The 20,792-nt window shown below is 65.1% G+C and carries 22 protein-coding genes; 14 read left to right on the top strand and 8 right to left on the bottom strand.

Translation table 11 applies throughout. The annotated features are described in order from the left end of the window. The first annotated feature begins 70 nt into the window (after positions 1-70). Both ACWGS8_RS30110 and ACWGS8_RS30105 read left to right on the top strand, forming a co-directional pair. Positions 71-2,074, top strand: a complete 2,004-nt coding sequence (locus tag ACWGS8_RS30110) for a PhoX family protein (protein WP_454584341.1) — start codon at positions 71-73, stop codon at positions 2,072-2,074. Positions 2,075-2,208: 134 nt separating this feature from the next. Beyond that, positions 2,209-2,433, top strand: a complete 225-nt coding sequence (locus ACWGS8_RS30105; RefSeq protein WP_454584340.1) for a hypothetical protein — start codon at positions 2,209-2,211, stop codon at positions 2,431-2,433. Here ACWGS8_RS30105 and ACWGS8_RS30100 read toward each other — a convergent pair. After that, on the bottom strand, positions 2,425-3,615 hold the full coding sequence (locus tag ACWGS8_RS30100; protein WP_454584339.1) for a flavin-containing monooxygenase: 1,191 nt from the start codon (positions 3,613-3,615) through the stop codon (positions 2,425-2,427). The genes ACWGS8_RS30105 and ACWGS8_RS30100 overlap by 9 nt on opposite strands. A gap of 419 nt (positions 3,616-4,034) precedes the next feature. Between ACWGS8_RS30100 and ACWGS8_RS30095 the strand changes: the two genes are divergently transcribed. From ACWGS8_RS30095 to ACWGS8_RS30075, 5 genes are all read left to right on the top strand, one after another. Beyond that, complete coding sequence (locus tag ACWGS8_RS30095) at positions 4,035-5,072, top strand: phosphatidylglycerol lysyltransferase domain-containing protein (protein WP_454584338.1); 1,038 nt, start codon at positions 4,035-4,037, stop codon at positions 5,070-5,072. Positions 5,073-5,303: 231 nt separating this feature from the next. Further along, positions 5,304-6,257, top strand: coding sequence for a sulfonate ABC transporter substrate-binding protein (locus ACWGS8_RS30090; RefSeq protein ID WP_454584337.1), 954 nt, complete (start codon positions 5,304-5,306; stop codon positions 6,255-6,257). Between the two features lie 90 nt (positions 6,258-6,347). Further along, complete coding sequence (ssuD, locus tag ACWGS8_RS30085) at positions 6,348-7,505, top strand: FMNH2-dependent alkanesulfonate monooxygenase (protein WP_454584366.1); 1,158 nt, start codon at positions 6,348-6,350, stop codon at positions 7,503-7,505. Beyond that, positions 7,502-8,278, top strand: coding sequence for an ABC transporter permease subunit (locus ACWGS8_RS30080; RefSeq protein ID WP_454584336.1), 777 nt, complete (start codon positions 7,502-7,504; stop codon positions 8,276-8,278). Before ssuD ends, ACWGS8_RS30080 begins: the two co-directional genes overlap by 4 nt. Before the next feature lie 7 nt (positions 8,279-8,285). Then, complete coding sequence (locus ACWGS8_RS30075) at positions 8,286-9,083, top strand: ATP-binding cassette domain-containing protein (protein ID WP_454584335.1); 798 nt, start codon at positions 8,286-8,288, stop codon at positions 9,081-9,083. A gap of 59 nt (positions 9,084-9,142) precedes the next feature. Here ACWGS8_RS30075 and ACWGS8_RS30070 read toward each other — a convergent pair whose 3' ends face one another. After that, complete coding sequence (locus ACWGS8_RS30070; RefSeq protein WP_454584334.1) at positions 9,143-9,319, bottom strand: hypothetical protein; 177 nt, start codon at positions 9,317-9,319, stop codon at positions 9,143-9,145. Positions 9,320-9,628: 309 nt separating this feature from the next. Between ACWGS8_RS30070 and ACWGS8_RS30065 the strand changes: the two genes are divergently transcribed. The 4 genes from ACWGS8_RS30065 to ACWGS8_RS30050 all read left to right on the top strand — a co-directional run bounded on the left by ACWGS8_RS30065 (position 9,629) and on the right by ACWGS8_RS30050 (position 12,894). Beyond that, on the top strand, positions 9,629-9,997 hold the full coding sequence (locus ACWGS8_RS30065; protein WP_454584333.1) for a septal ring lytic transglycosylase RlpA family protein: 369 nt from the start codon (positions 9,629-9,631) through the stop codon (positions 9,995-9,997). Between the two features lie 282 nt (positions 9,998-10,279). Beyond that, positions 10,280-11,557: a polyhydroxyalkanoate depolymerase gene (locus tag ACWGS8_RS30060; RefSeq protein WP_454584332.1), complete on the top strand. Its 1,278-nt coding sequence runs from the start codon at positions 10,280-10,282 to the stop codon at positions 11,555-11,557. A gap of 158 nt (positions 11,558-11,715) precedes the next feature. Continuing rightward, a complete protein-coding gene (locus ACWGS8_RS30055; RefSeq protein WP_454584331.1) occupies positions 11,716-12,330 on the top strand; it encodes a transglutaminase-like cysteine peptidase in 615 nt (204 codons plus the stop codon). Between the two features lie 312 nt (positions 12,331-12,642). Beyond that, a complete protein-coding gene (locus ACWGS8_RS30050; protein ID WP_454584330.1) occupies positions 12,643-12,894 on the top strand; it encodes a hypothetical protein in 252 nt (83 codons plus the stop codon). 94 nt (positions 12,895-12,988) lie between these two features. On the opposite strand, the gene ACWGS8_RS30045 is transcribed toward ACWGS8_RS30050, so the two are convergent. The 4 genes from ACWGS8_RS30045 to ACWGS8_RS30030 all read right to left on the bottom strand — a co-directional run bounded on the left by ACWGS8_RS30045 (position 12,989) and on the right by ACWGS8_RS30030 (position 15,836). Next, positions 12,989-13,357, bottom strand: coding sequence for a helix-turn-helix domain-containing protein (locus tag ACWGS8_RS30045; protein ID WP_010912519.1), 369 nt, complete (start codon positions 13,355-13,357; stop codon positions 12,989-12,991). Between the two features lie 19 nt (positions 13,358-13,376). Continuing rightward, positions 13,377-13,907, bottom strand: a complete 531-nt coding sequence (locus tag ACWGS8_RS30040; RefSeq protein ID WP_454584329.1) for a Smr/MutS family protein — start codon at positions 13,905-13,907, stop codon at positions 13,377-13,379. Continuing rightward, entirely contained in the window at positions 13,904-15,004 is a 1,101-nt protein-coding gene (mltA, locus tag ACWGS8_RS30035) for a murein transglycosylase A (RefSeq protein ID WP_454584328.1), read from the bottom strand. Before mltA ends, ACWGS8_RS30040 begins: the two co-directional genes overlap by 4 nt. 124 nt (positions 15,005-15,128) lie before the next feature. Further along, complete coding sequence (locus tag ACWGS8_RS30030; protein WP_454584365.1) at positions 15,129-15,836, bottom strand: Tim44/TimA family putative adaptor protein; 708 nt, start codon at positions 15,834-15,836, stop codon at positions 15,129-15,131. 211 nt (positions 15,837-16,047) lie between these two features. Between ACWGS8_RS30030 and ACWGS8_RS30025 the strand changes: the two genes are divergently transcribed. From ACWGS8_RS30025 to ACWGS8_RS30015, 3 genes are all read left to right on the top strand, one after another. Further along, positions 16,048-16,545, top strand: a complete 498-nt coding sequence (locus tag ACWGS8_RS30025; protein ID WP_454584327.1) for an FxsA family protein — start codon at positions 16,048-16,050, stop codon at positions 16,543-16,545. Between the two features lie 258 nt (positions 16,546-16,803). After that, on the top strand, positions 16,804-17,295 hold the full coding sequence (secB, locus tag ACWGS8_RS30020; RefSeq protein WP_454584326.1) for a protein-export chaperone SecB: 492 nt from the start codon (positions 16,804-16,806) through the stop codon (positions 17,293-17,295). Positions 17,296-17,654: 359 nt separating this feature from the next. Then, a complete protein-coding gene (locus ACWGS8_RS30015) occupies positions 17,655-19,295 on the top strand; it encodes an ABC transporter substrate-binding protein (RefSeq protein ID WP_454584325.1) in 1,641 nt (546 codons plus the stop codon). Between the two features lie 194 nt (positions 19,296-19,489). Here ACWGS8_RS30015 and ACWGS8_RS30010 read toward each other — a convergent pair whose 3' ends face one another. Together ACWGS8_RS30010 and ACWGS8_RS30005 are read right to left on the bottom strand one after the other, a co-directional pair. Continuing rightward, the gene (locus ACWGS8_RS30010) at positions 19,490-20,002 is read right to left on the bottom strand and encodes a hypothetical protein (protein ID WP_454584324.1); all 513 of its coding nucleotides are present in this window, start codon (positions 20,000-20,002) and stop codon (positions 19,490-19,492) included. 109 nt (positions 20,003-20,111) lie between these two features. Further along, positions 20,112-20,624, bottom strand: a complete 513-nt coding sequence (locus ACWGS8_RS30005; protein ID WP_454584323.1) for a hypothetical protein — start codon at positions 20,622-20,624, stop codon at positions 20,112-20,114. Between the last annotated feature and the right edge of the window lie 168 nt (positions 20,625-20,792).

The raw sequence follows: 20,792 nt of genomic DNA, 5'->3' as shown, positions 1-20,792 counted from the left end.
GTGATCGGCCTGACTTAAGGGGGGTCGAACAGGCAACAAGCACCAGCCACACCAAAGCCAGAGGCCCTCCGTGACCGAACATCGCTCCCCCGACGCCCGATTCCGCACCAGTCTGCTCGAGCAAAACGAAGGACCCGCCATCAACCCCACCGACAACCGCACCATGGGCGAGATCATCGCCGCGCGGTTCTCGCGCCGGGGATTCCTGAAGGGATCGCTCGCCGTCTCGGCGATCGCCGCGACGGTCGGCCCGCTGGCCATGATCGCCGCCGACGACGCCCGCGCCGCGGAAGGCTCGGCCTTCAAATTCGACGAGCTCGAGGCCGGCATCGACGACAAGCACCATGTCGCGCCGGGCTATGATGCCGACGTGCTGTTGCGCTGGGGCGATCCGCTGTTTGCCGATTCGCCGGAGTTCGACCCGACGAAACAGTCGGCTGAGGCGCAGGCCAGGCAGTTCGGCTACAACAACGACTATGTCGGCTACATCGCGATCGACGGCTCGGCCGAGCATGGCCTTTTGGTCGTCAACCACGAATACACCAACCCGCATCTGATGTTCCCGGGCATCGTTTCGATCGTCGAGAAGGACGGGAAGAAGAAGGCCGAGGTCGCGCCTCTCTCGAAGGAGCAGGTCGATGTCGAGATGGCGGCGCATGGCGGCACCATCGTCGAGATCCGCAAGGTGTCAGGCAAATGGCAAGTGGTGCGCGACGGCAAGCTCAACCGCCGCATCACCTCGACCACCGAAATGGCGCTGTCAGGCCCGGTCGCCGGCAATGACCGCGTCAAGACCAATGCCGACCCTTCCGGCACCAAGGTGTTCGGCACTTTCAACAATTGCGCCGGCGGCGTCACGCCGTGGGGCACCTATGTGATGGCCGAGGAGAACATCCACGGCTATTTCTCCGGCGAATTGCCGGAAGGCCACAGGGAAGCCGCCAACTACAAGCGGCTCGGCATTCCGGAAGGCGCCTATGAATGGGGCGCGCATTACGACCGCTTCAACCTCGCCAGGGAGCCGAACGAGCCCAATCGTTTTGGCTGGATCGTCGAGGTCGACGTCAACGATCCGAATTCGACGCCGAGGAAGCGCACCGCCATGGGCCGCTTCAAGCATGAGGGCGCCGAATCGATCGTCGCCAAGGACGGCCGCGTCGTCTTCTATCTCGGCGACGACGAGCGCTTCGACTATGTCTACAAATTCGTCGCCAAGGGCGCGTTCAACGCCAACGACCATGGCGCCAACAAGGACCTGCTCGACGAGGGCACGCTGCATGTTGCCAAATTCGCCGAGGACGGCACGGTCGACTGGCTGCCGATCGTCTTCGGCCAAGGGCCGCTGACGGCGGAAAACGGCTTTGGCAGCCAGGCCGACGTGCTGATCGAGACGCGGCGCGCCGCCGACCTGCTCGGCGCCACCAAGATGGACCGGCCCGAGGACATTCAGCCCAATGGTGTCAACGGCAAGGTCTATGTCATGCTGACCAACAATTCGAAGCGCAAGGCCGACCAGGTCGATGCCGCCAATCCGCGCGCCGAAAATGCCTTTGGCCACATCATCGAGATCACCGAGACCGACGGCGATTTCACCGCCGCCAAAGGCAAATGGGAAGTGCTTTTGCAATGCGGCGATCCGTCGGTTGCCGATGTCGGCGCCACCTTCTCGACGGCGACGACGGCCCATGGCTGGTTCGGCATGCCCGACAATTGCGCGGTCGATTCGGCCGGGCGCCTGTGGGTCGCCACCGACGGCCAGGGCCCGAAAGCCACCGGCCGCACCGACGGCCTGTGGGCGGTCGACACGGAGGGGGCGGCGCGGGCGACCTCAAAACTGTTCTTCCGCGTGCCGATCGGCGCGGAAATGTGCGGCCCGCTGTTCGCGCCCGACGACCAGACCGCCTTCGTCGCGGTCCAGCATCCGGGCGATGGCGGCGAGGATTGGGAAGGTTTCGGCCGGCCGTCCTACTATGAGGATCCGTCGACGCGCTGGCCGGACTTCAAGCCCGAAATGCCGGTGCGGCCGTCGGTCGTCGCCATCACCAGGCAAGGCGGCGGCAAGATCGCGGTCTGATCGAGGTCTGCGAATCTCGGGGCGGGGTTTCGGTTTGCGACCGCCCCTCCTTCGGCGTGGAGTCCATTCAAGCTCCGGGAAAGATTGGCAATTTACGGATGGCGCCCTACCTCCTCGCTCAGGAGACCGCCACCATGTCGAAGTCAGTCTATGACCGCGGCTTGCTCAGGCCCGCCGACATCGCCAGGCTGCAGCGCGTCTTTGACGAAGCCTGCCTCCGGCGCGCAGCGCGACCCGATTCGCCGGAAGCGCGCGAGATCGCCCTCACCCTGCTGGCACTCCACAATGCCGGCATGGTCGACGAGGAGATGCTGATGGAAGCCGTCGGTTTCCGCCGGCTGGAGCCGAAATCAGCGTGAGGCGCCAGGTTGGTAGCTGCCGGCTCCGGCGATCCGCCTGGCGATCACCTTTGCCAATATGGCGGCATTGGCGAAGCAGCCGCGAATGCTCGGCCGCATGCCGGTGAACCAAAGACCGGGCAGTTTCGGGTCGGCTTCACCGCCGTTGAAGCGTGGGACACCCTTGCCGTCGAGCACGCCGAGATTGCCGACCATGCGCTCCAGCCCGGTGCGATAGCCCGTCGCCGCAATGACGATATCGGGATCGATGAGGCTGCCATTGGCCAGGATCACCCCGTCGCGGGTGAATTCCCGTATCGCCGGCACCACGGTGATCTTGCCCGATTTGATGGCGTCGACGGCGCCGTCGTCCGCGGCGATCGCGGTGTAGTCGGAGGTCAGGCGGCTGGCTCCGCCCGACGGCGCAGGCGGCATGCCGAATTTGGTGAGATCGCCGAAAACCAGGCGCTGCGTCGCGGCCATCACCGCATCGGCAACGCGCAGCGGCAAACGTGCCATGAGCGGCGAAAGCCGGTGCACGGCGATCTTGCCGATCCGCTTGGGCAGAAGCGCGGGGCCATTGCGGGCCGACAGCCAGAGAGAAGCCGCATCCACGCCGGCCAGATGATTGAGGGCGTCGAAGCCCGAATTGCCGGCGCCGACGACCAGCACCTTCTTGCCGGCATAGGACTGGGCGTCGCCAAAATCCGCCGAGTGGATGATCCGACCCGCGAAGGCCTGCATGCCTTTCCATTGCGGCGTGAAGGGATCCTTGTCGCGGCCGGTGGCGACGACGACATGACGCGCCAGGCGCGAGCCGGCGCTGGTGTGCACCGCCCAATGGTCGCCCCGGAACACGAGGGTCTCGACGGCGACGCCGAACTCCACAGGCAGCTGGTTCGCCTCGCGGAAATCGTTCATATGGCGGATGACGACGCTCTTGGCTGGAAAGGCTGGCGTACCCCCGGGGTAGGACAGGCCGGGCAGCGCCGACAGATCGCGGTGGGTGTTGAGATGCAGCTGCTGGTGCCGCCGATGCCAGGGCTCGGCAAGCCGGCTCTCCTTTTCCAGGATCGCCACCGGCACGCCGGCCTTGATCAGGGCCTGCGCGACAGCCAGTCCGGCGGCGCCGGCGCCAATGACGATCGCCGGCTCGACCGCCGCCAGCTGCTCTACCCTCGGTCTGGTCGTCGTGTCAGCCATTCACTCTCAAAACCCATTCAACCGCCGCGGCATCCCGACAAGCTCGCAGGATGCTGTAACCGTTTGATCGCGCGCAAGCCCATTCAGCAGATCGGTGCCGATTGCCGAGGCCTTGCGCGAGGTCACGGCTGCACACCAGAGCATCGCAGTCGCGGAAATGCGGCCAAACAACAACGACATGGCGCGGAACGCCCGCTTCCGTCCGAAACCATGCAGCCCTATATGGCATATCAACGGCATCGGCGATAATCAGGTCGCGGCAATGTGATTGATTCGAGCTCCGGGGGCTGGATCTCGTTACCGACGCAGGAATTCGAAACCACAGCGATTTCGGCTTCTCGTGAAAAATCAAGGCGCCGTGGCGCGTCTGGCGTGCCGAAAGGCATGTCGCGCCACAGACGGCACGCGGAATCTCGACCATGCCCTCCTTGCGGATCTATTTCGACAAAATCCTCGAGCGTGCCTCGCCCAAGGTCGAGCGCCAGGCGCTGACGCATGTCGAACGCCTGGCAATGGTTCGCCGCCATGGCGACTTCTCGCTCGCCTATTCGACTGCCGTACAGCAGAAGCTTTCCTATTTTGGCGACGCCGACGGCTACATCGCCTTCGGCACCAAGATGAAACATCATTTCGCGCTTGGCGATCCGGTGGCGGCGCCGGCCCAGCGGCCCGACTATATCAGGCGCTTCGTCGAGACCGCCGGCGACCCGTGGTTCGTGCAGATCGGCGAGGAGACCGCGCGCGTGCTGGCCGAGCTCGGCTACAAGGTCAACCGGCTGGGCATCGACACAAGCCTCGTCCTGCCCGAGCATGACTTTTCCGGCAAGCGCAACGAGACCGTGCGCTATTCCGAGCGCTGGCTCTTGAAGAAGGGCTTTTCGTTCGAGGAAGACAAGCGGACGGTATTCCTCGACGAAATCGCCCGGCTGTCCGAGAACTGGCGCGGCGACCGCATCGTCAAGCGTTGGGAGATGGGGTTTCTCAACCGCCCGTTCTACGATCAGCTCGGCACCGACATGCGCCGCTTCGTCCTGCATGGTCCCGATGGCGAGCTGATCGCGCTGCTCGATTTCGATCCGCTGTTTCGTGACGGCAAGGTGATCGGCTACACCACCGCCTTCAAGCGCAAGCACATCGATGCCTCGCCGCACGCCGAGATCGGCCTGACCAAATTCGCCGTCGACCGGTTTCGCGAAGAGGGCATCTCGGTGGTCACGCTCGGCCTGTCGCCGCTCGTCGACGTCACCCCCAGCGGATTCGCTGAAAGCGATTTCTGGCGCGACACTTTCCAGCGCGCCTACGCTTCGCCATGGGTCAACCGCCGCAGGTTCAACCTGCAGGGCCAGGCGGCATTCAAGCGCCGCTTCCATGGCAAGGAAGAGCCGGTCTACATCGCTTTCCGCAAGGGAACCTATATCGAGATGCTGGGCCTGCTGCGGCTGGTGAAAGCGATCTAGGAGACCCTCGCGCGGTCCTGGCCAAAGGTTCCTTCGGCATCCTCGCGCCGCGTCGCTGCGCTGGATGCTTCGCTCTCGGACGACGAATTCTGGTTGTCGCAGAAGATATTTCCGCACCACGGCGCCAACTCGCAAAATCATTCCTCTACTAAATTTATAGAACTACCTAGCCTTGTCCCAACCGGCGAGGACGTTTTCCCGGCGCCGATCCACAGCGAAGGAGAGCGACCCATGTTCAATCTGACCAGACGCATCTTCGGCATCGGCCTGCTCGCCGCGACCATCGGCCTGTCGTTCGGCGCCGCCGCGCAGGAGCTGAAGCAGCTCAACATCGGCTACCAGAAGACCGGCCTGCCGGTGATCGCCCGGCAGCAGCAGGTCATCGAGAAGGCGCTCGCCGACAAGGGCGTCGCCGTCAAGTGGGTGGAGTTCACCGCCGGCCCGCCACTGGTCGAGGCGCTCAATGTCGGCGCCATCGACGCCGGCTGGACCGGCGACGCGCCGCCGATCTTCGGCCAGTCGGCCGGCGCCAACATCGTCTATGCGGCGGCCTTGCCGTCCAATGGGGAGGGCGAGGCGATCTTCGTCAAGCCGGCCTCGCCGGTTCAGTCGGTTGCCGACCTCAAGGGCAAGCGCATCGGCGTCGGCAAGGGCACCTCTGCGCACAACCTTCTTGTGGCGGCGCTGGAGAAGGCCGGCATTCCTTACGATCAGATCACGCCGGTCTATCTCAGCCCCGCCGATGCGGCGGCCGCCTTCGCCAGCGACCAGATCGATGCCTGGGCGGTCTGGGATCCGTTCTTCGCCATTGCCGAAACACGCTACCAGCCGCGTGTGCTGACGCGCTCCAGCGAGGTGCTCAAGGTCAACACCTATTTCCTCGCCAACAAGGATTTCGCCAAGGCGCATCCTGAAATCATCACCACCACCATCGCCGCTCTCGGCGAAGCGGCGAAATGGGCGGACCAGAACCGCGACAAGGTGGCCGAGGCGCTGCATGAGGTCACCGGTGTGCCGCTCGACGCCCAGACCATCGCCGCCAACCGCAGCAAATTCGGCATCTTTCCGATCACCGACGAGATCGTCGCCAGCCAGCAGGCGACCGCCGACCGTTTCTACAAGCTCGGTCTGATCCCGAAGGCGGTCCGTATCTCCGACGCCGTGTGGGCAGCGCCCGGTAACTGATTTTTTCCTCGATGGCGCCGGGTGAGACCGCCCGGCGCCATTGCCGTTTGTGCCTGTATCCAGGGAGATCCGCACGTGACCGCGTCAGACATGACCGCTCCAGCCAGCCCGCTCGATTTCTTCTGGTTCATCCCGACGCATGGCGACGGCTCCTATCTCGGTTCCGAGGAGCTGCAGCGGCCGCCGGAGTTCGGCTATTTCAAGGAGATCGCGCAGGCGGTCGACAGGCTCGGTTTTCCCGGCGTGCTGCTGCCGACCGGACAGAATTGCGAGGATTCCTGGATCACCGCGACAGGCCTTGCGACGCTGACCGAAAAACTCAAATTCCTGGTGGCGCTGCGGCCCGGCGTGACGCTGCCGACCTTTGCAGCGCGGCAGACCGCGGCACTCGACCGGCTGAGCAATGGCCGCCTGCTGCTCAATGTCGTGGTCGGCGGCAATCTGACCGAGCTCGCCGGCGACGGCGTCTTCCTGCCGCATGACGAACGCTATGCCCAGGCGCATGAGTTCCTGACCATCTGGCGCGGTCTCGTCTCGGGTGAGCGCGTCAATTTCGTCGGCAAATATTACCGCGTTGAAGATGGCCGCCTCGACCTCTTGCCAAGCCAAGAGCGGCCACCGCTCTATTTCGGCGGTTCGTCCGATGCCGGGCAGGAGCTCGCCGCCGACCTCGTCGACATGTACCTCACCTGGGGCGAGCCGCCGGCGCAGGTGGCCGAAAAGCTCGCTTCGGCGCGCAAAAGGGCAGCGCTGCGCGGCAAGAAACTGCGCTTCGGCATCCGGCTGCATTTCATCGTGCGCGAAACCGAGGACGAAGCCTGGCGCGCCGCCGACCGGCTGATCAGCCATGTCACCGACGCCCAGATCGAGAATGCGCAGGCCCGCTTCCTCAACCAGATGGATTCGGTGGGCCAGCGCCGCATGGCCGAACTGCATGGCGGCCGTCGCGACAGGCTCGTCGTTTCGCCCAATCTGTGGGCCGGCGTCGGCCTGGTGCGCGGCGGTGCCGGCACCGCGCTGGTCGGCACGCCGGAGCAGGTCACGGAGCGCATCCGAGAATACCAGGAGATCGGCATCGACACCATCATCGGCTCCGGCTATCCGCATCTCGAGGAAGCCTACCGCGTCGCCGAGCTTCTGTTCCCGCGCCTCGGGCTCGGCACCAGGCGCCAGCGGGCGCATCGCGACATCGCCAACGAATTCTCGGTCGGCTTCCATGGCGCCGCCCGCCTGCAGGCCTCCTCATGAGCTTTTCCGCGCGCCTCCACGCAAGTGCCATCGGCTGGGTACTGCCGGTGCTGGTGATCGCCGGCTGGGAAGCCGCATCGCGGGCGGGCCTCGTGCCGGCCAATGTGCTGCCGGCGCCAAGCGCCGTCGCCGAAGCGTTCTGGCGGCTGACGCTTTCGGGCGAGCTGATCCGCAACATCGGCGTTTCGACGGCGCGCGCGCTCGCCGGCTTTGCCATAGGCGGCTCGATCGGCTTCGCGCTCGGCCTTGCAAACGGGCTGTCGCGGCTCAGCCGGGGCCTGACCGACACCACGCTGCAGATGATCCGCAACATTCCGCATCTGGCGCTGATCCCGCTCGTCATCCTGTGGTTCGGCATCGACGAGGAGGCAAAACTGTTCCTGGTGGCGCTGGGCGTGTTCTTTCCGATCTATGTCAACACGCTGCTCGGCATACAGAGCGTCGATCCGCAGCTGGTCGAGATGGGCCGCGTCTACGGCATGGACCGGCGCGCCCTGTTCTTCCGTGTCATCCTGCCAGGCGCGCTGCCGGCGATCTTCGTCGGCCTGCGCTATGCCTTGGGCATCATGTGGCTGACGCTGATCGTCGCCGAGACCATCTCGGCCAGTTCCGGCCTCGGCTACATGGCCATGCAGGCGCGCGAATTCCTGCTGATCGATGTCGTCGTGCTGTCGATCCTGATCTATGCGCTGCTCGGCAAGCTCGCCGACAGCCTCGCCCGCCTGCTCGAGCGGCTGTCGCTCGGCTGGCATCCCGCCTTCCAGAACGGATGAGGTTTCGATGCCGGCCGCCAGCCTGACTTCCGTCCGTTCCTTTGTCGCAGCACCAGTGCCGGCGCGCCCGGCGATTTCCGTCGAAGGCCGCCGCGCCTTCGCCTTCAAGGGCGTGGAAAAGCGCTTCGGCGACAAGGTCGTGCTCGACGGCATCGACCTCGACGTGCCGGCCGGGCAGTTCGTCGCCGTCATCGGCAAGAGCGGCTGCGGCAAGAGCACGCTGCTCAGGCTGCTGGCCGGGCTCGACCGGCCGACATCGGGATCGCTGACGCTGGGCGCCGAGGAAGAGGGCCACAGCCGCACGCGCTTCATGTTCCAGGAGCCGCGCCTGCTGCCCTGGGCCAGCGTGGTGAAAAATGTCGAAATCGGGCTGACCGGCATCGCTGCCGGCGCGGACGCAAGGCAACGCGCGCTCGACATTCTGGGCGAGGTTGGCCTCGCCGACCGCGCCGACGAATGGCCCTCTGTGCTGTCCGGCGGCCAGAAGCAGCGCGTGGCGCTCGCCCGCGCGCTGGTCGGCCACCCGCAGATCCTGGCGCTCGACGAGCCGCTCGGCGCGCTCGACGCGCTGACCCGCATCGAGATGCAGCAATTGCTGGAGCGCATCTGGCTCGCCCAGAAATTCACCGCCGTGCTGGTCACGCATGATGTCGCCGAGGCGGTCGCGCTCGCCGACCGGGTGGTGGTGATCAGAGCCGGCAGGATCGCGCTCGACCTGGAGGTGCCGGTGGCCCGGCCGCGCCGGCGCGGCTCCGCCGAACTCGCCCGCCTCGAAGGCACGATCCTGGACCAGCTGTTCGGTTAGGGCTGCGGCGACAGCGCTATTGGCGAGCGGCTTCACCGCTCCGTCGCTGCTTCTAAGCCCTACCGGTTCGCCCATACCAGCCCGGCCAGGCCGAGCAGCATGGCGATGAGACCGATGTAAAGCCATTGCGGCTGGCCGGTCATGAAGCTGCCGCCGACCACGCCGATGCCTTGCAGCGCCCACAGCGCGCCGACAGCCAGCACAATCAAGGCCAGCAGATTTTTGGTCAGTCTCATTGACGGATCTCGCTTTTGAAGTCGATCGTTCGTGACGCTGTCAGCGTGATGAAAGAGCCAAAGGAATGGACCCAATCACGCCGGATTCTACTTGGATATTAATCCGGCATCTTGTCAAAGCGATCTCCTATATCGGTCCGAATATCATCGAAAATGACTCAAATCGCGCCGGAAAATCCCTGACAGACTGTTACCTTCTGACTCCAAACGTGTGATCTCGCCACGGAACGGACAGATGCTTGCCGCATTTCCTGCCTTATTCGGCACCTAACGGCTGGGGTCTGTCAAAAACGGAGCCACCCCTCAAATATGAAGACCCTAAACCAGACCGCGCTTGTCGCGGTAACGATCGCTGCTGGCCTGGTGGTCGGCGCTTCGGCCACTTCGGCAACCGCCGCCGCCGGCCAGTGTGGCCGTGCTTCCTGGTACGCGCTGCACTCGCGCACCGCATCGGGCGAGCGCATGAACCCGTCGGCGTTGACCGCCGCCCACCGCACGCTGCCGTTCGGCACCAAATTGCGCGTCACCAACCAGAACAATGGCCGCAGCGTCATCGTGCGCATCAACGATCGCGGGCCTTTCATCCGGGGTCGCGTGCTCGACCTGTCGAAGGGCGCCGCCGGCCAGCTCGGCTTCATCGGTTCCGGCCATACCTCGGTCTGCATGGCGCGCGTTTGATGTGATTATCCTGGACCATGATCTTTTTCCGAAAAGCGGGTTCCACTTTTCGGGATCATGGTCTGGTGTCCGACAGCGGACATATTTCCTACACATTTCGGCACCGCACATTGAGCCGGCTCGGCCGTTCAAGCCCGATTTCCAACGCTTTGAACGAAAGAACTATTGGTCACGCCACGTGACGTATTGCATCGCAGCAATTAGTTGTTAACCTCGCCACGAGACATTTGAGGCTCGGCGCTGCTCGTCGTCCCTTCGGTCGCAGCAGCAGCGGGGTTTTCAATGTTCTACCAGCTCTACGAATTGAACCATGCGGCGCTGCAGCCGGCCCGGCTCTATGCCGATGCGGTGCGGATGTTCTATTCCAATCCGCTCAATCCGATTGCGCACACGCCCTGGGGCCGTTCGGTCGCGGCGAGCGCCGAACTGTTCGAGCGCACCACGCGCCGCTACGGCAAGCCCGCCTTCGGCCTCGACAAGACCGTCGTCGACTGGAAGAGCGTCGAGGTCATCGAGAAGACCGTCTGGTCGAAGCCGTTCTGCAATCTCGTCCGCTTCGAGCGCGCAGTGCCGGCCGGCCGCAAGCCGGATCCGAAGCTTCTGATCGTGGCGCCGATGTCGGGCCACTATGCGACGCTCCTGCGCGGCACGGTGGAAGCCATGCTGCCCTACGCCGATGTCCACATCACCGACTGGGTCGACGCCCGCATGGTGCCGCTGGCCGACGGCGGCTTCGATCTCGACGACTATATCGACTATATCATCGAGATGTTCCACGCGCTCGGGCCCGACACCCATGTGATGGCGGTGTGCCAGCCCTCCGTGCCGGTTCTGGCGGCGGTGGCGTTGATGGAGGCGAAGGGCGATCCCTTCGTACCCTCGACCATGACCCTGATGGGCGGGCCGATCGACACGCGCCGCAACCCGACCGCGGTCAATCTGCTGGCCGAGGAAAAGGGCATCGACTGGTTCCGCGACAATGTCGTCATGCGCGCGCCGTGGCCGGAGCCGGGCTATGGCCGCGAGGTCTATCCGGGCTTCCTGCAGCTGTCCGGCTTCATGAGCATGAATCTCGACCGCCACATCATCGCCCACAAGGACTTCTTCATGCACCTTGTGAAGCATGACGGCGACAATGCCGAGAAGCACCGCGACTTCTATGACGAGTACCTGGCTGTCATGGACCTGACGGCGGAATTCTACCTGCAGACCGTCGACACCGTGTTCGTACGCCATGCCCTGCCTAAGGGCGAGATGACGCATCGCGGCGCCCGTATCGATACGTCGGTCATCCGCAACGTCGCTTTGTTCACGGTCGAGGGCGAGAACGACGACATATCGGGCCTGGGCCAGACCAAGGCGGCGCAGGATCTGTGCGTCAACATTCCGGCCGACAAGAAGGCCCATTACATGCAGCCGGCGGTCGGACATTATGGCGTCTTCAACGGCTCGCGCTTCCGCTCCGAAATCGTGCCGCGCATCGTCGACTTCATCACCAGCTACGGCCGCCAGAACCGCGTCGCGGTGAAGCCGAAGCTGGTCCGCACCGCCAAGCGGTAAGCAATCCCGGGACAGATCGGCAGCAGGGCCGATTCTGTTGCACAATAGACGCTGTCCCTCCCCGCGGGTAACCATGCCGCAAATCAGTCCGTCGTCGTAATTGACACGGACTGTCAATCGCCCTTAACGTTTCGTTAACAACAGGGTGAGCGGGGACAATGAATTCCTCAACAATGGCGAGAAGGCTGCGTTTGTGCGTAGCTGCGGCCGGCTTGGCAGCCACGGGAAGCTGGCCGGCAATGGCAGCCGGTGCGATGGCGACCGGGGGCATCACCTCGCAGCCGATCGGCCACTATGATTTCTGCAAGCTGCACCCCGGCGAATGCTCGATCCGTCCGAGCAATCTGGCGCCGGCCAGGATGACCAATGGGCTGATGCGCAAGCTCGCCAGCGTCACCGCCCGGGTCAACGCCGCCGTCAAGCCGATGAGCGACATGGACATTTACGGCAAGGACGAGGTCTGGGCCTATCCCGACAAGGGCGTCGGCGATTGCGAGGACTACGTGCTGGAAAAGCGCCGCCGGCTGTCCCACATGGGCATCTCGCTGGCCGATCTGCTCATCACCGTGGTGCGAAAGCCCGACGGCGAAGGCCATTCCGTGCTGACGGTGCGCACCGACAAGGGCGACTACGTGCTCGACAATTTGACCGACAAGGTCAAGGCCTGGGACCAGACCGGCTACCGCTACCTCAAGCGGCAGGCGATCGACAACACCGGCCGCTGGGTCTCCATCCGCGGCGGCCAGCAGGTGCTGGTCGGGTCGGTGGAGTAGGGACTGCGGCCGCCTGGGGCTGCGCACCCCAACGCTTCGATCCATGCCGTGACACCAACATAGAACACGGCGGCCCAGGAACAGGCGTCCGCCATCTTCATGCAAGCAGCGCTCCATTCTGCACCGCTGCAGCGCCCGCAGGTCGCGGCATGGATCCTCGGGTCTGCGCGTCCACTTCGCCCGTGGATGACGAAAGCGAGGATGGCCTCCGCGCATCCCTCCGAAGAAATCTCGCCTCTCTCCGTGAACCATTTCCGTCCGCCCGGCGACACACAGCCGTGAACGACGAAAACCCAACCATGGAGACTTCAAATGACTGCCTTCCTGCGTAACACCCTTCTCGCCTTCGCTGCCGTGTCGGCCCTGGGCGGATCCGCGATGGCCGACCAGACGGTGAGCTGCGTCCACACCAACCTCAATGATCTTTGGGCCGGCCGCTGTTGCGGCACTGCCGGCGCGTCGGACTGCCTGCGCGGCGGTAACAATGGCCGCGACCATCGCGACAATGGCAACCCGGGCACCAAGGGCGGCAACCCCAATGGCAGCACGGCCGGCAAGCCCTGATCCCGCCACAGTGGCCCGCCGGCGGCCGCTGGCGAGCACTGTTTAGCGCTCCGGCACACACCCGGCCGTCGCCGCGAAATCCCGGTAAAACCAGTTACTTCAGCCGGCCGAGTGCGGCGCGGATCGAGGCGGTGATGCGGCGCAGTTCCGCTTCGTCGAGCTTCTCGATGTTCTCGGCCAGGAGATTGGCGAGTTCGGTGGCGGCGGGATTGAGGCCCGACGTATCGAGTTTTACACGCGGATGCGAGGCTTCGGCCAGCCGCGCCAGTTCCTCGGCATCGTCCCAGATGATGTTGAAATAGCCGATGATCTTCTGGATCAGCGTCCAGGTCGGCGCGCCGCGCCGGCCATGCTCGAGCGCCGACAGATAGGCGGCGCTGACGCCGATCGCCGCCGCCATGTCCTTCTGGCTGACGCCGCGCTCGTGTCTGAGCGCCCGCAGCCTCTCGCCGAACGGCGTCATGCGCCCGGCCTCCCGATCCTCATGAGCGCGCCCGCCGCAGCCTGATATAGAGCGCGCCCGCGCCGCCATGGTTGCGGGCGGCATGGTCATGGCTGGAGACCAGCGGCCGGAATGCCGGCGTCGACAGCCAGGCCGGCACGGCGCGCCGCAGCACGCCATCGCCGCCGGAGGACGACCCCTTGCCGGTGATGACCAGCACATAGCGGATGCCGCCGGCATGCGCCCGGTGCAGGAACGAGAACAGCAGCGAATAGGCCTCGTCCTGCGTCATGCCGTGCAGGTCGACGCGGCCTTCGATCGGCAGCCGGCCCTTCGACAGTTTGTCCAGCGTCGGCTCGTCGAGCCGGTGGGTGACATGCTGCACCTTCGGCTTCGCCGCACCCGCCGCATTGGCGGCGGGCTGGGCCGCCTGCGGCGCCGCCGGCTTGACCTCGATGGCCATGTCGGGAATCTCGGCCGAGGCCCTGCCCTTGAGCGGCTTGGCCGTGCGCGCCACCAGGTTCCACAGCACCCGGTCGTCTTCGCTCAGCCGGTCCGGACGCTTGCTCATCTTGCGCCCCCGGCCAGTGCGCGCGGCACCAGCGCATAGAAATCGGCGGCGTTGCGCACCACGCCGGCGATCTCGCCGGCGGCATCGCCCGAACCGGCGAACAGATCGCCGCGCGCCGGCCCGGTGATGGCCGAGCCGGTGTCCTGCGCGATCATCAGCCGGCGGAACGGTTTTGCGTCGAAAGCGGTCAGCGTCGGCGCGTCGATGTAGAAGGGCGTGCCGAATGTGTGCAGCAGCCGGTCGACCGCGACCGAGCGACCCGGCGTCAGCGGCACCTTGGCGGCGGCGATCGGGCCGAGCGCGGCGTCCTCGACATCGGCCTCGCGGAAGAAGATATAGGAGCGGTTCTGCCAGAGGATCTCGTCGACCCGCTCCGGATGCGCCTTGAACCAGGCGCGGATCGACTGCATCGTCACCTCGGCCAGCGGGATTTCGCCCAACTCGCTCAGCACCTTGCCAGGGCCGGTAAAACGCTGGCCTGACTTGGCGGCGTAGGTGATGCGGCGCAGCCGGCCATCGGTCATGGCGAGCCGTGCCGCGCCCTGCACATGGATGAAGAAGGCGTCGACCTTGTCGGCCAGCCAGGCGATCTCCAGCCCCTGGCCGTCAAGCGCGCCGCGCTCGATCGCGCCACGGTCGAAATACTCGGCCAGTCCATCCGCCGTCCGGCGCGCGAAGGCGAGATAGCGATCCATCCCCCGCGGCCGGTTGGCGTCGTCGACATCGACGAGATCGGCCGGCCGCGACGTGAGTGGCACGACGAAGCGCTCCGTGCGCACCGGCGAAGCCTCGACCTGCGGCTCGTAGAAGCCGGTGACGAGGCCGGCGCCACCCTCGGGCCGGACCAGCATCGGGACAAAATGGCGCTCGAAGAAAGCGCGGGCTTCCGCTCCGGTCAACTGCGAAGTGCCGCGCGCTTCGGCATAGGCTGCAGCGAAGGCGCCAAAGTCGACGCCGAGCGCGCCGCTGCGATAGGGCTTTACCGGCACATGGAAGGCGGAGCGGCGAAACGCCGCGAAGGCCGGCACAGCGTCGTCATCGCCCCAGCCGGGCAGATCGTCAAAAGATTTTTCGATGAAGAGAGGCGATAGCGACACCGGAGCCCCGCCGCTTAAAGCGCGTCGTGTTTGAAGACGGTCATGCGACGCGCTTCTGGTCGTGGTCTTGATGCAAGTCGTTGTCCCAAAACCGCTTCGCACTTTTGGGCGACATGCATCGGGCTCAGTCTTCTTCTTCGGTGGCGACGAGCTTCCAGTTCGGATCGCGCGAGCGCGTGTCGCGGGCGAAGGTCCAGACATCCTTGACCTCGGCCACGGTCTCCGGATCGCCATCGATGACCGTGCCGGCCTTGTCGCGCGTCGCCGAAATCAGCTCGCTGATGATGCGCAGCGTGACATGCGCCTCGCCGCCCTTCATCTCGGCCGAGACGATGTCGGCCTTGTCGATGCCGACGAAGGAGGACTGGATCTTTTCCGACTTCGCCTCGCGCTCGCCGATCGCCGCGACGAACCCGTCGAACACTTCGCGCGACAGAAGGTTCTTCAGCGTTTTGCGGTCGCCGTCGGCATAGGCCATGACGATCATCTCATAGGCCATCTTGGCGCCGTCGATGAAGCCCTTCGGGTCGAAGGACGGGTCATTGTCCTTGATCGCGCGCAGGCCCTTGTTGAGGTCGGTGTCGGGCTTGGCGAAGGCGTCGATCGCCGTATAGGCGTCGGCCGGCGCCGGCTCGCCCGGCAGGCGCTTGCGCGGCAGCGAAACGACATTTTCCGGCTTCGGCGTGGCGTCCTTGTCGGTGCGCGCCGCCGAGTAGGGATCGAAGGGCGGCCGCTCGCTACCGGTCCGACGGCCCAGCACGTTGCGCAGCTGGAAGAAGATCACCACCGCCGCGATCAGGAAGAAAATCGTGCCGAAGTCGAAGAAGCCCATATCTTCCGCCAATCAATCCCTGCCTCTAGGCCGGACCATCCGGCCAACAGGCCGCGGTCGCATAGCGTTCAACATTCAAAGCATATAGAACGCAAGGCGCAATCATTCAAATCAAAGGCAGGCATACCTATCTAACGGCCTCAGTGCCAGCGGCGATTGGCCGCCAAGGGCAAACAATCGAAACGACCAACGACCGGAAGGTTGGCAAGACTTGCGCATTTCGCTGCTTCCCCTTTTTCTTCTCGCTTTGCCGCTCATGGAGATCGCCGGCTTCGTCATCGTCGGCCGCGAGGTCGGCGCGCTGGCGACGGTCGGCCTGGTGCTGGCCTCGAGCATCGCCGGCGTGCTTTTGCTCAGGCACCAGGGTTTCGGCGTCATGGCGCGGGTGCGCGCCGAGATGGATACCGGCCATGATCCCAGCCGCCACCTCGCCCACGGCGCCATGATCGTGGTCGCCGCGATCCTGCTGATCATCCCCGGCTTCATCACGGACATTATCGGCCTGCTCCTGTTCCTGCCGCCGGTGCGCGACCTTGCCTGGCGCCGGTTCAAGGGCCGCATCGTCGTCGCCACCGATTTCTCGGCGGGCGGTTTTCGCAGGCCGCGCGACAAGGTCATCGACCTCGAAGACGGCGACTATTCGCGCGAGGACGATCTCAAGCGCGGCCCGGATCATAATTCGCCGTGGCGGCGGCTGAAGGACGACTGAGACTGCACCGATATTCAGGTGATGCCGGTCTGCAAAGGGCGGCTTCCTGCGCTTCCGGTGCTCACGTACGTCAAGTACGCTCCGCTCCGGTTCTCGGAAACCACCCTTTTCGCCTCGGCCTGACCTGAATCTCGATGCAGTCTGCGTCCGCTCCGGTCGCAAGGCGGCAAACCTTGTCTTGTCATGCCGACCATGGTAGCGAACGCCCGATTTCAATTCGGTCAGCAACGCTGCCCAGGGGAAAAGGATATTAGGCTCATGGCCAGCAATGACGCGCCGACCGGCGCAGCCAACGGAAACGGGGCGCAGCCGTCGCTCAACGTGCTCGCCCAGTATGTGAAGGACCTGTCCTTCGAAAGCCCCGGCGCGCCGAACTCGCTGCGCGGCCGCGACAAGGCGCCCGGCATCGCCATCAACGTCAACGTCAACGCCAACCCGCTTTCCGACAAGCAGTTCGACGTCAATCTGACGCTGAACGCCAAGGCCTCCTTCGACCAGGAAGTGCTGTTCAATGTCGAGCTGGTCTATGGCGGCGTCTTCGCCATCTCCGGCTTCCCGCAGGAGCACATGCTGCCGATCCTGTTCATCGAATGCCCGCGGCTTTTGTTCCCCTTCGCCCGCCAGATCATCGCCGAGGCGACCCGCAATGGCGGCTTCCCGCCGCTGATGCTCGACCCGATCGATTTCGCGCAGATGTTCCAGCAGAAGATCGCCGAGGACCAGGCCGCATCGAAGGTTCAGGTGAGCTGAGGTTTCTCCTCCGCGTTTCCGAAAAGCCCGGCCTCGCGCCGGGCTTTTTTGTTGGCTGCGGCCGGCCGGGTCCCCGCTGCTTCGCAGCGTCCCGGCGTTCGCTGCCTTTCATCGTGCCACTGGCACGATGAATTCACTTCGTGAACCGGCGCTCACCCTGCGGAGCAGCGCACAAGTCCTGCGGATTCCAGAACACTCCGCAATGTCACCCAGCCCTATCATCGCCGCCTCAGGCAAAGGCGTCCCGGCGGTCGCAGCCGCTCTCGCGTTGGCGATTCGTCGGGACGAGTCTGCTTTCCGTGCACGTCCCAACCCCCGGCGTTTTTGGGCGGCATGCACCAACGACAAAGGGAACGACGATGAAATTCATGCTGACCGACCGAAAATTGCATCCGCGGGCCAAGCCCGTCGCCGAGGATTTCAAAACCGGCGGCATCAGCCGCCGCGAATATCTGGCGCTGATGGCCGGTCTCGGCGTCAGCGCCGCCGGCGCGCTGGCGCTGGGCGGCCTCGCCCCGACGCCGGCCCGCGCGGCCGAGCCGAAGAAGGGCGGCACCTTGCGCGTCGCCATGAACGTCAAGGGTTTCAAGGATCCGCGCACCTTCGACGGCGTCGAAATGTCCAACGTCGCCCGCCACTGCAACGAATATCTGGTGCGCTGGAACACCGATTTCTCGTTCGAGCCCTGGCTCTTGGAAAAATGGGAGATGAGCGACGACGCCAGGACGCTGACGCTGCATGTGCGCAAGGGCATCACCTGGTCGAACGGCGACGCCTTCAACGCCGACGATGTCGTCCACAACCTCACCCGCTGGTGCGAGGCGGGCGTCGCCGGCAATTCGGTCGCCGCGCGCATGGGCGCGCTGGTCAATGCCGACACCAAGAAGGCGGTCGATGGCGGCATCGAGAAGGTCGACGACCACACGATCAAGCTGAACCTGCCGAAGCCTGACATTTCGCTGATCGCCGGCATGGCCGACTATCCCGCTTTGATCATGCACCGCTCCTATGAAGGCGACGGCGATCCGATGAAGGCCCTCGCCATCACCACCGGCCCCTGCGAGCTGGTGAAATGGAACGCCGAGACGGGTGCGGAGGTGAAGCGCAAGGACAAGCCCTGGTGGAAGGGCGAATTCTATCTGGATGGCATCCAGTGGATCGACTACGGCTCCGACCCCAACGCCATGCTGTCCGCCTTCGAATCCGGCGAGATCGACACCGACCACGAAACCGCCTCCGACGCCGTCGCGCAGACCGACAGTATGGGGCTGAAGAATTCCGAGATCGCCACCGGCTCGACCATCGTCGCCCGCTTCAACATCGGCAACGCGCCCTATGACGACATCAAGGTCCGCCGCGCCGCCCAGCTCGCCGTCGACAACTCAGCGGTGCTGGCGCTCGGCCTCGGCGGGCGCGGCAAACCCGCCGACAACCACCATGTCGGCCCGATGCACCCCGAATATGCCGATATCGGCCCGGCGAAGCGCGATATGGAGGAGGCCAAGAAGCTGCTCGCCGCCTCCGGCAAGCCGGACCATGAATATGAGCTGATCTCGGTCGACGTCGAATGGCAGAAGAGCACCGGCGACGCGATATCAGCGCAGATGCGCGAGGCCGGCCTCAAGATCAAGCGCACCGTGCTGCCCGCCGCCACCTTCTGGAACGACTGGAGCAAATATCCCTTCTCCTGCACCGAATGGCTGGGACGGCCGCTCGGCGTCCAGGTGCTGGCGCTGGCTTATAAATCCGGCGCCGCCTGGAACGAAAGCGCCTATGCGAGCAAGGAATTCGACGAATTGCTCGACAAGGCGCTCGCCATGCCCGACGCCAAGGCGCGCAAAGAGATCATGGCCGGCATCGAGAAGAATCTGCGCGACAGCGGGATCATCATCCAGCCCTACTGGCGCTCGGTCTACCGCACCTATCGCAAGGGCGTGGAAGGCTGCGAGCAGCACCAGGGGCTGGAGCAGCATTTCGAGAAGGTTTGGATAGAAAGTTGAGCCAGGCGCTACCCTGATTTCCTCACCCCCACGGAAGTCGGCTGGTCCGAAGGACGGGCGAGACCAGTGGCTCGCCAGGCAGGTGGCCCGGCGAAGCGGGGACGGAGCGGGGGACGCCCTCAATGAAGCCAAAGCCGGGCCACGATTGACGATAGAGGCCCCGCTGGCACGTGCCTATCGCAGGTCGGCGCCCGCTAACCTGTGATCCTCACATGCGGCGCGAATATCCTGATCGCCTCGATCATGTCCTGGCCGCGCACGTCGAGCGAGGAGATTTCCATGTGCACGGTGTTACCGGCGAAGGGCAGCACCCGGTCCAGCGTGTTGGCCGGCGCAAACTTGATCGCGTCGGGAAGTTCCCCGGCGAGCTCGAAATTGAGCATCGCCGAGCCCTTGCCGCCGGCGACAAGGCGCACGCCGCGCACGTCGCGCCAGGGCACCAGCACGTCGCCGGCGCGGCGGTCGCGAAAACCACGGGCGTCCAGCACGACCTTCACCGAATTGTCGAAGGCGCCGCGCGCGATGACATAGCCGAGTCCCAGGCATCCCAGTGCAATCAGCGCGATCACCAGCACCCAGCCGCCATCCGCGCCCGAGACGAAGCCGCGCAGCGCGCCGAAACCGAACATCGTGCCGATCAGCACCGGCCCGACCGCCGGGAAGATCTTTCCCGTGGCGCTGTTGCGGATTTCGAGCGGCGCGGCCATTGCACGAGTTTGAGCCTGAGTTCGGCCGGAGTCGATAGGCTGGGCCCGGCAGCTGCGCCCGCCGTCTTCCTTCCCCCTTGTGGGGGAAGGCAACAGCGCCCGCCATCGCTCACCGGGCCGGCCTCAGCAGCGTCCAGATCCAGCCGATAAAAGTCAGCACCAGGAACGGATAGCCGGCGGCGGGCAGCGGCGCCGAGGTCGGCAGCAAGGGCGCGCCCCACAGGATCATGCCGGCCGAGACGACAAACAGCAGGGCGGCGACGAGCGCGGTGAGCCGCATCCACAGGGCGAACGTGCTCGGTGCGCTGACCAGGACCAGCCCCGCCGCCCAGAGCGAGATGCCGCCGACATAGGAAGGCACGCTGGCCTGCAGGCCCGCCGCATTGCCGGCCAGCAGCAGGCTCTCGCCGGCCAGGAAGGTCAGGAAGCCGGCGGCGACGCAGTCATTGCCGAGGCGCTGGTATTTCATGGTCAGTAGCGCGGCGGCGACGACGAGCGCTGTGCCGTCGATCGTCCAGAGCGTTTCGCGCAGCGGAGCGCTGGCGACGAAGGTGCCGGCCAGGCCGAAGGCGCCGCCGATGGCGAGGCCGATCGCGGCGACGGTGTCCGAGGTGGTGCGCATTTGAAATCCCCCAAGCCGTGCGGAGGATACGCCAGGGCGAGGTGTTCTGAAAGCCGTTGTCGAGGGGCGGTGCAAGCGCAAAGCTGGATCCGCCTCGGGCGCATCGCCGGGCAATCCGCGCACCATACAGCGGTGGGGAAATGGCCGGCGCAAATGCCGGTGGGCAAT

Source organism: Mesorhizobium sp. 43Arga (assembly GCF_053714255.1).
Note: the sequence above shows the minus strand (reverse complement) of the source record. Positions and strands in the feature narration are given on the sequence as shown.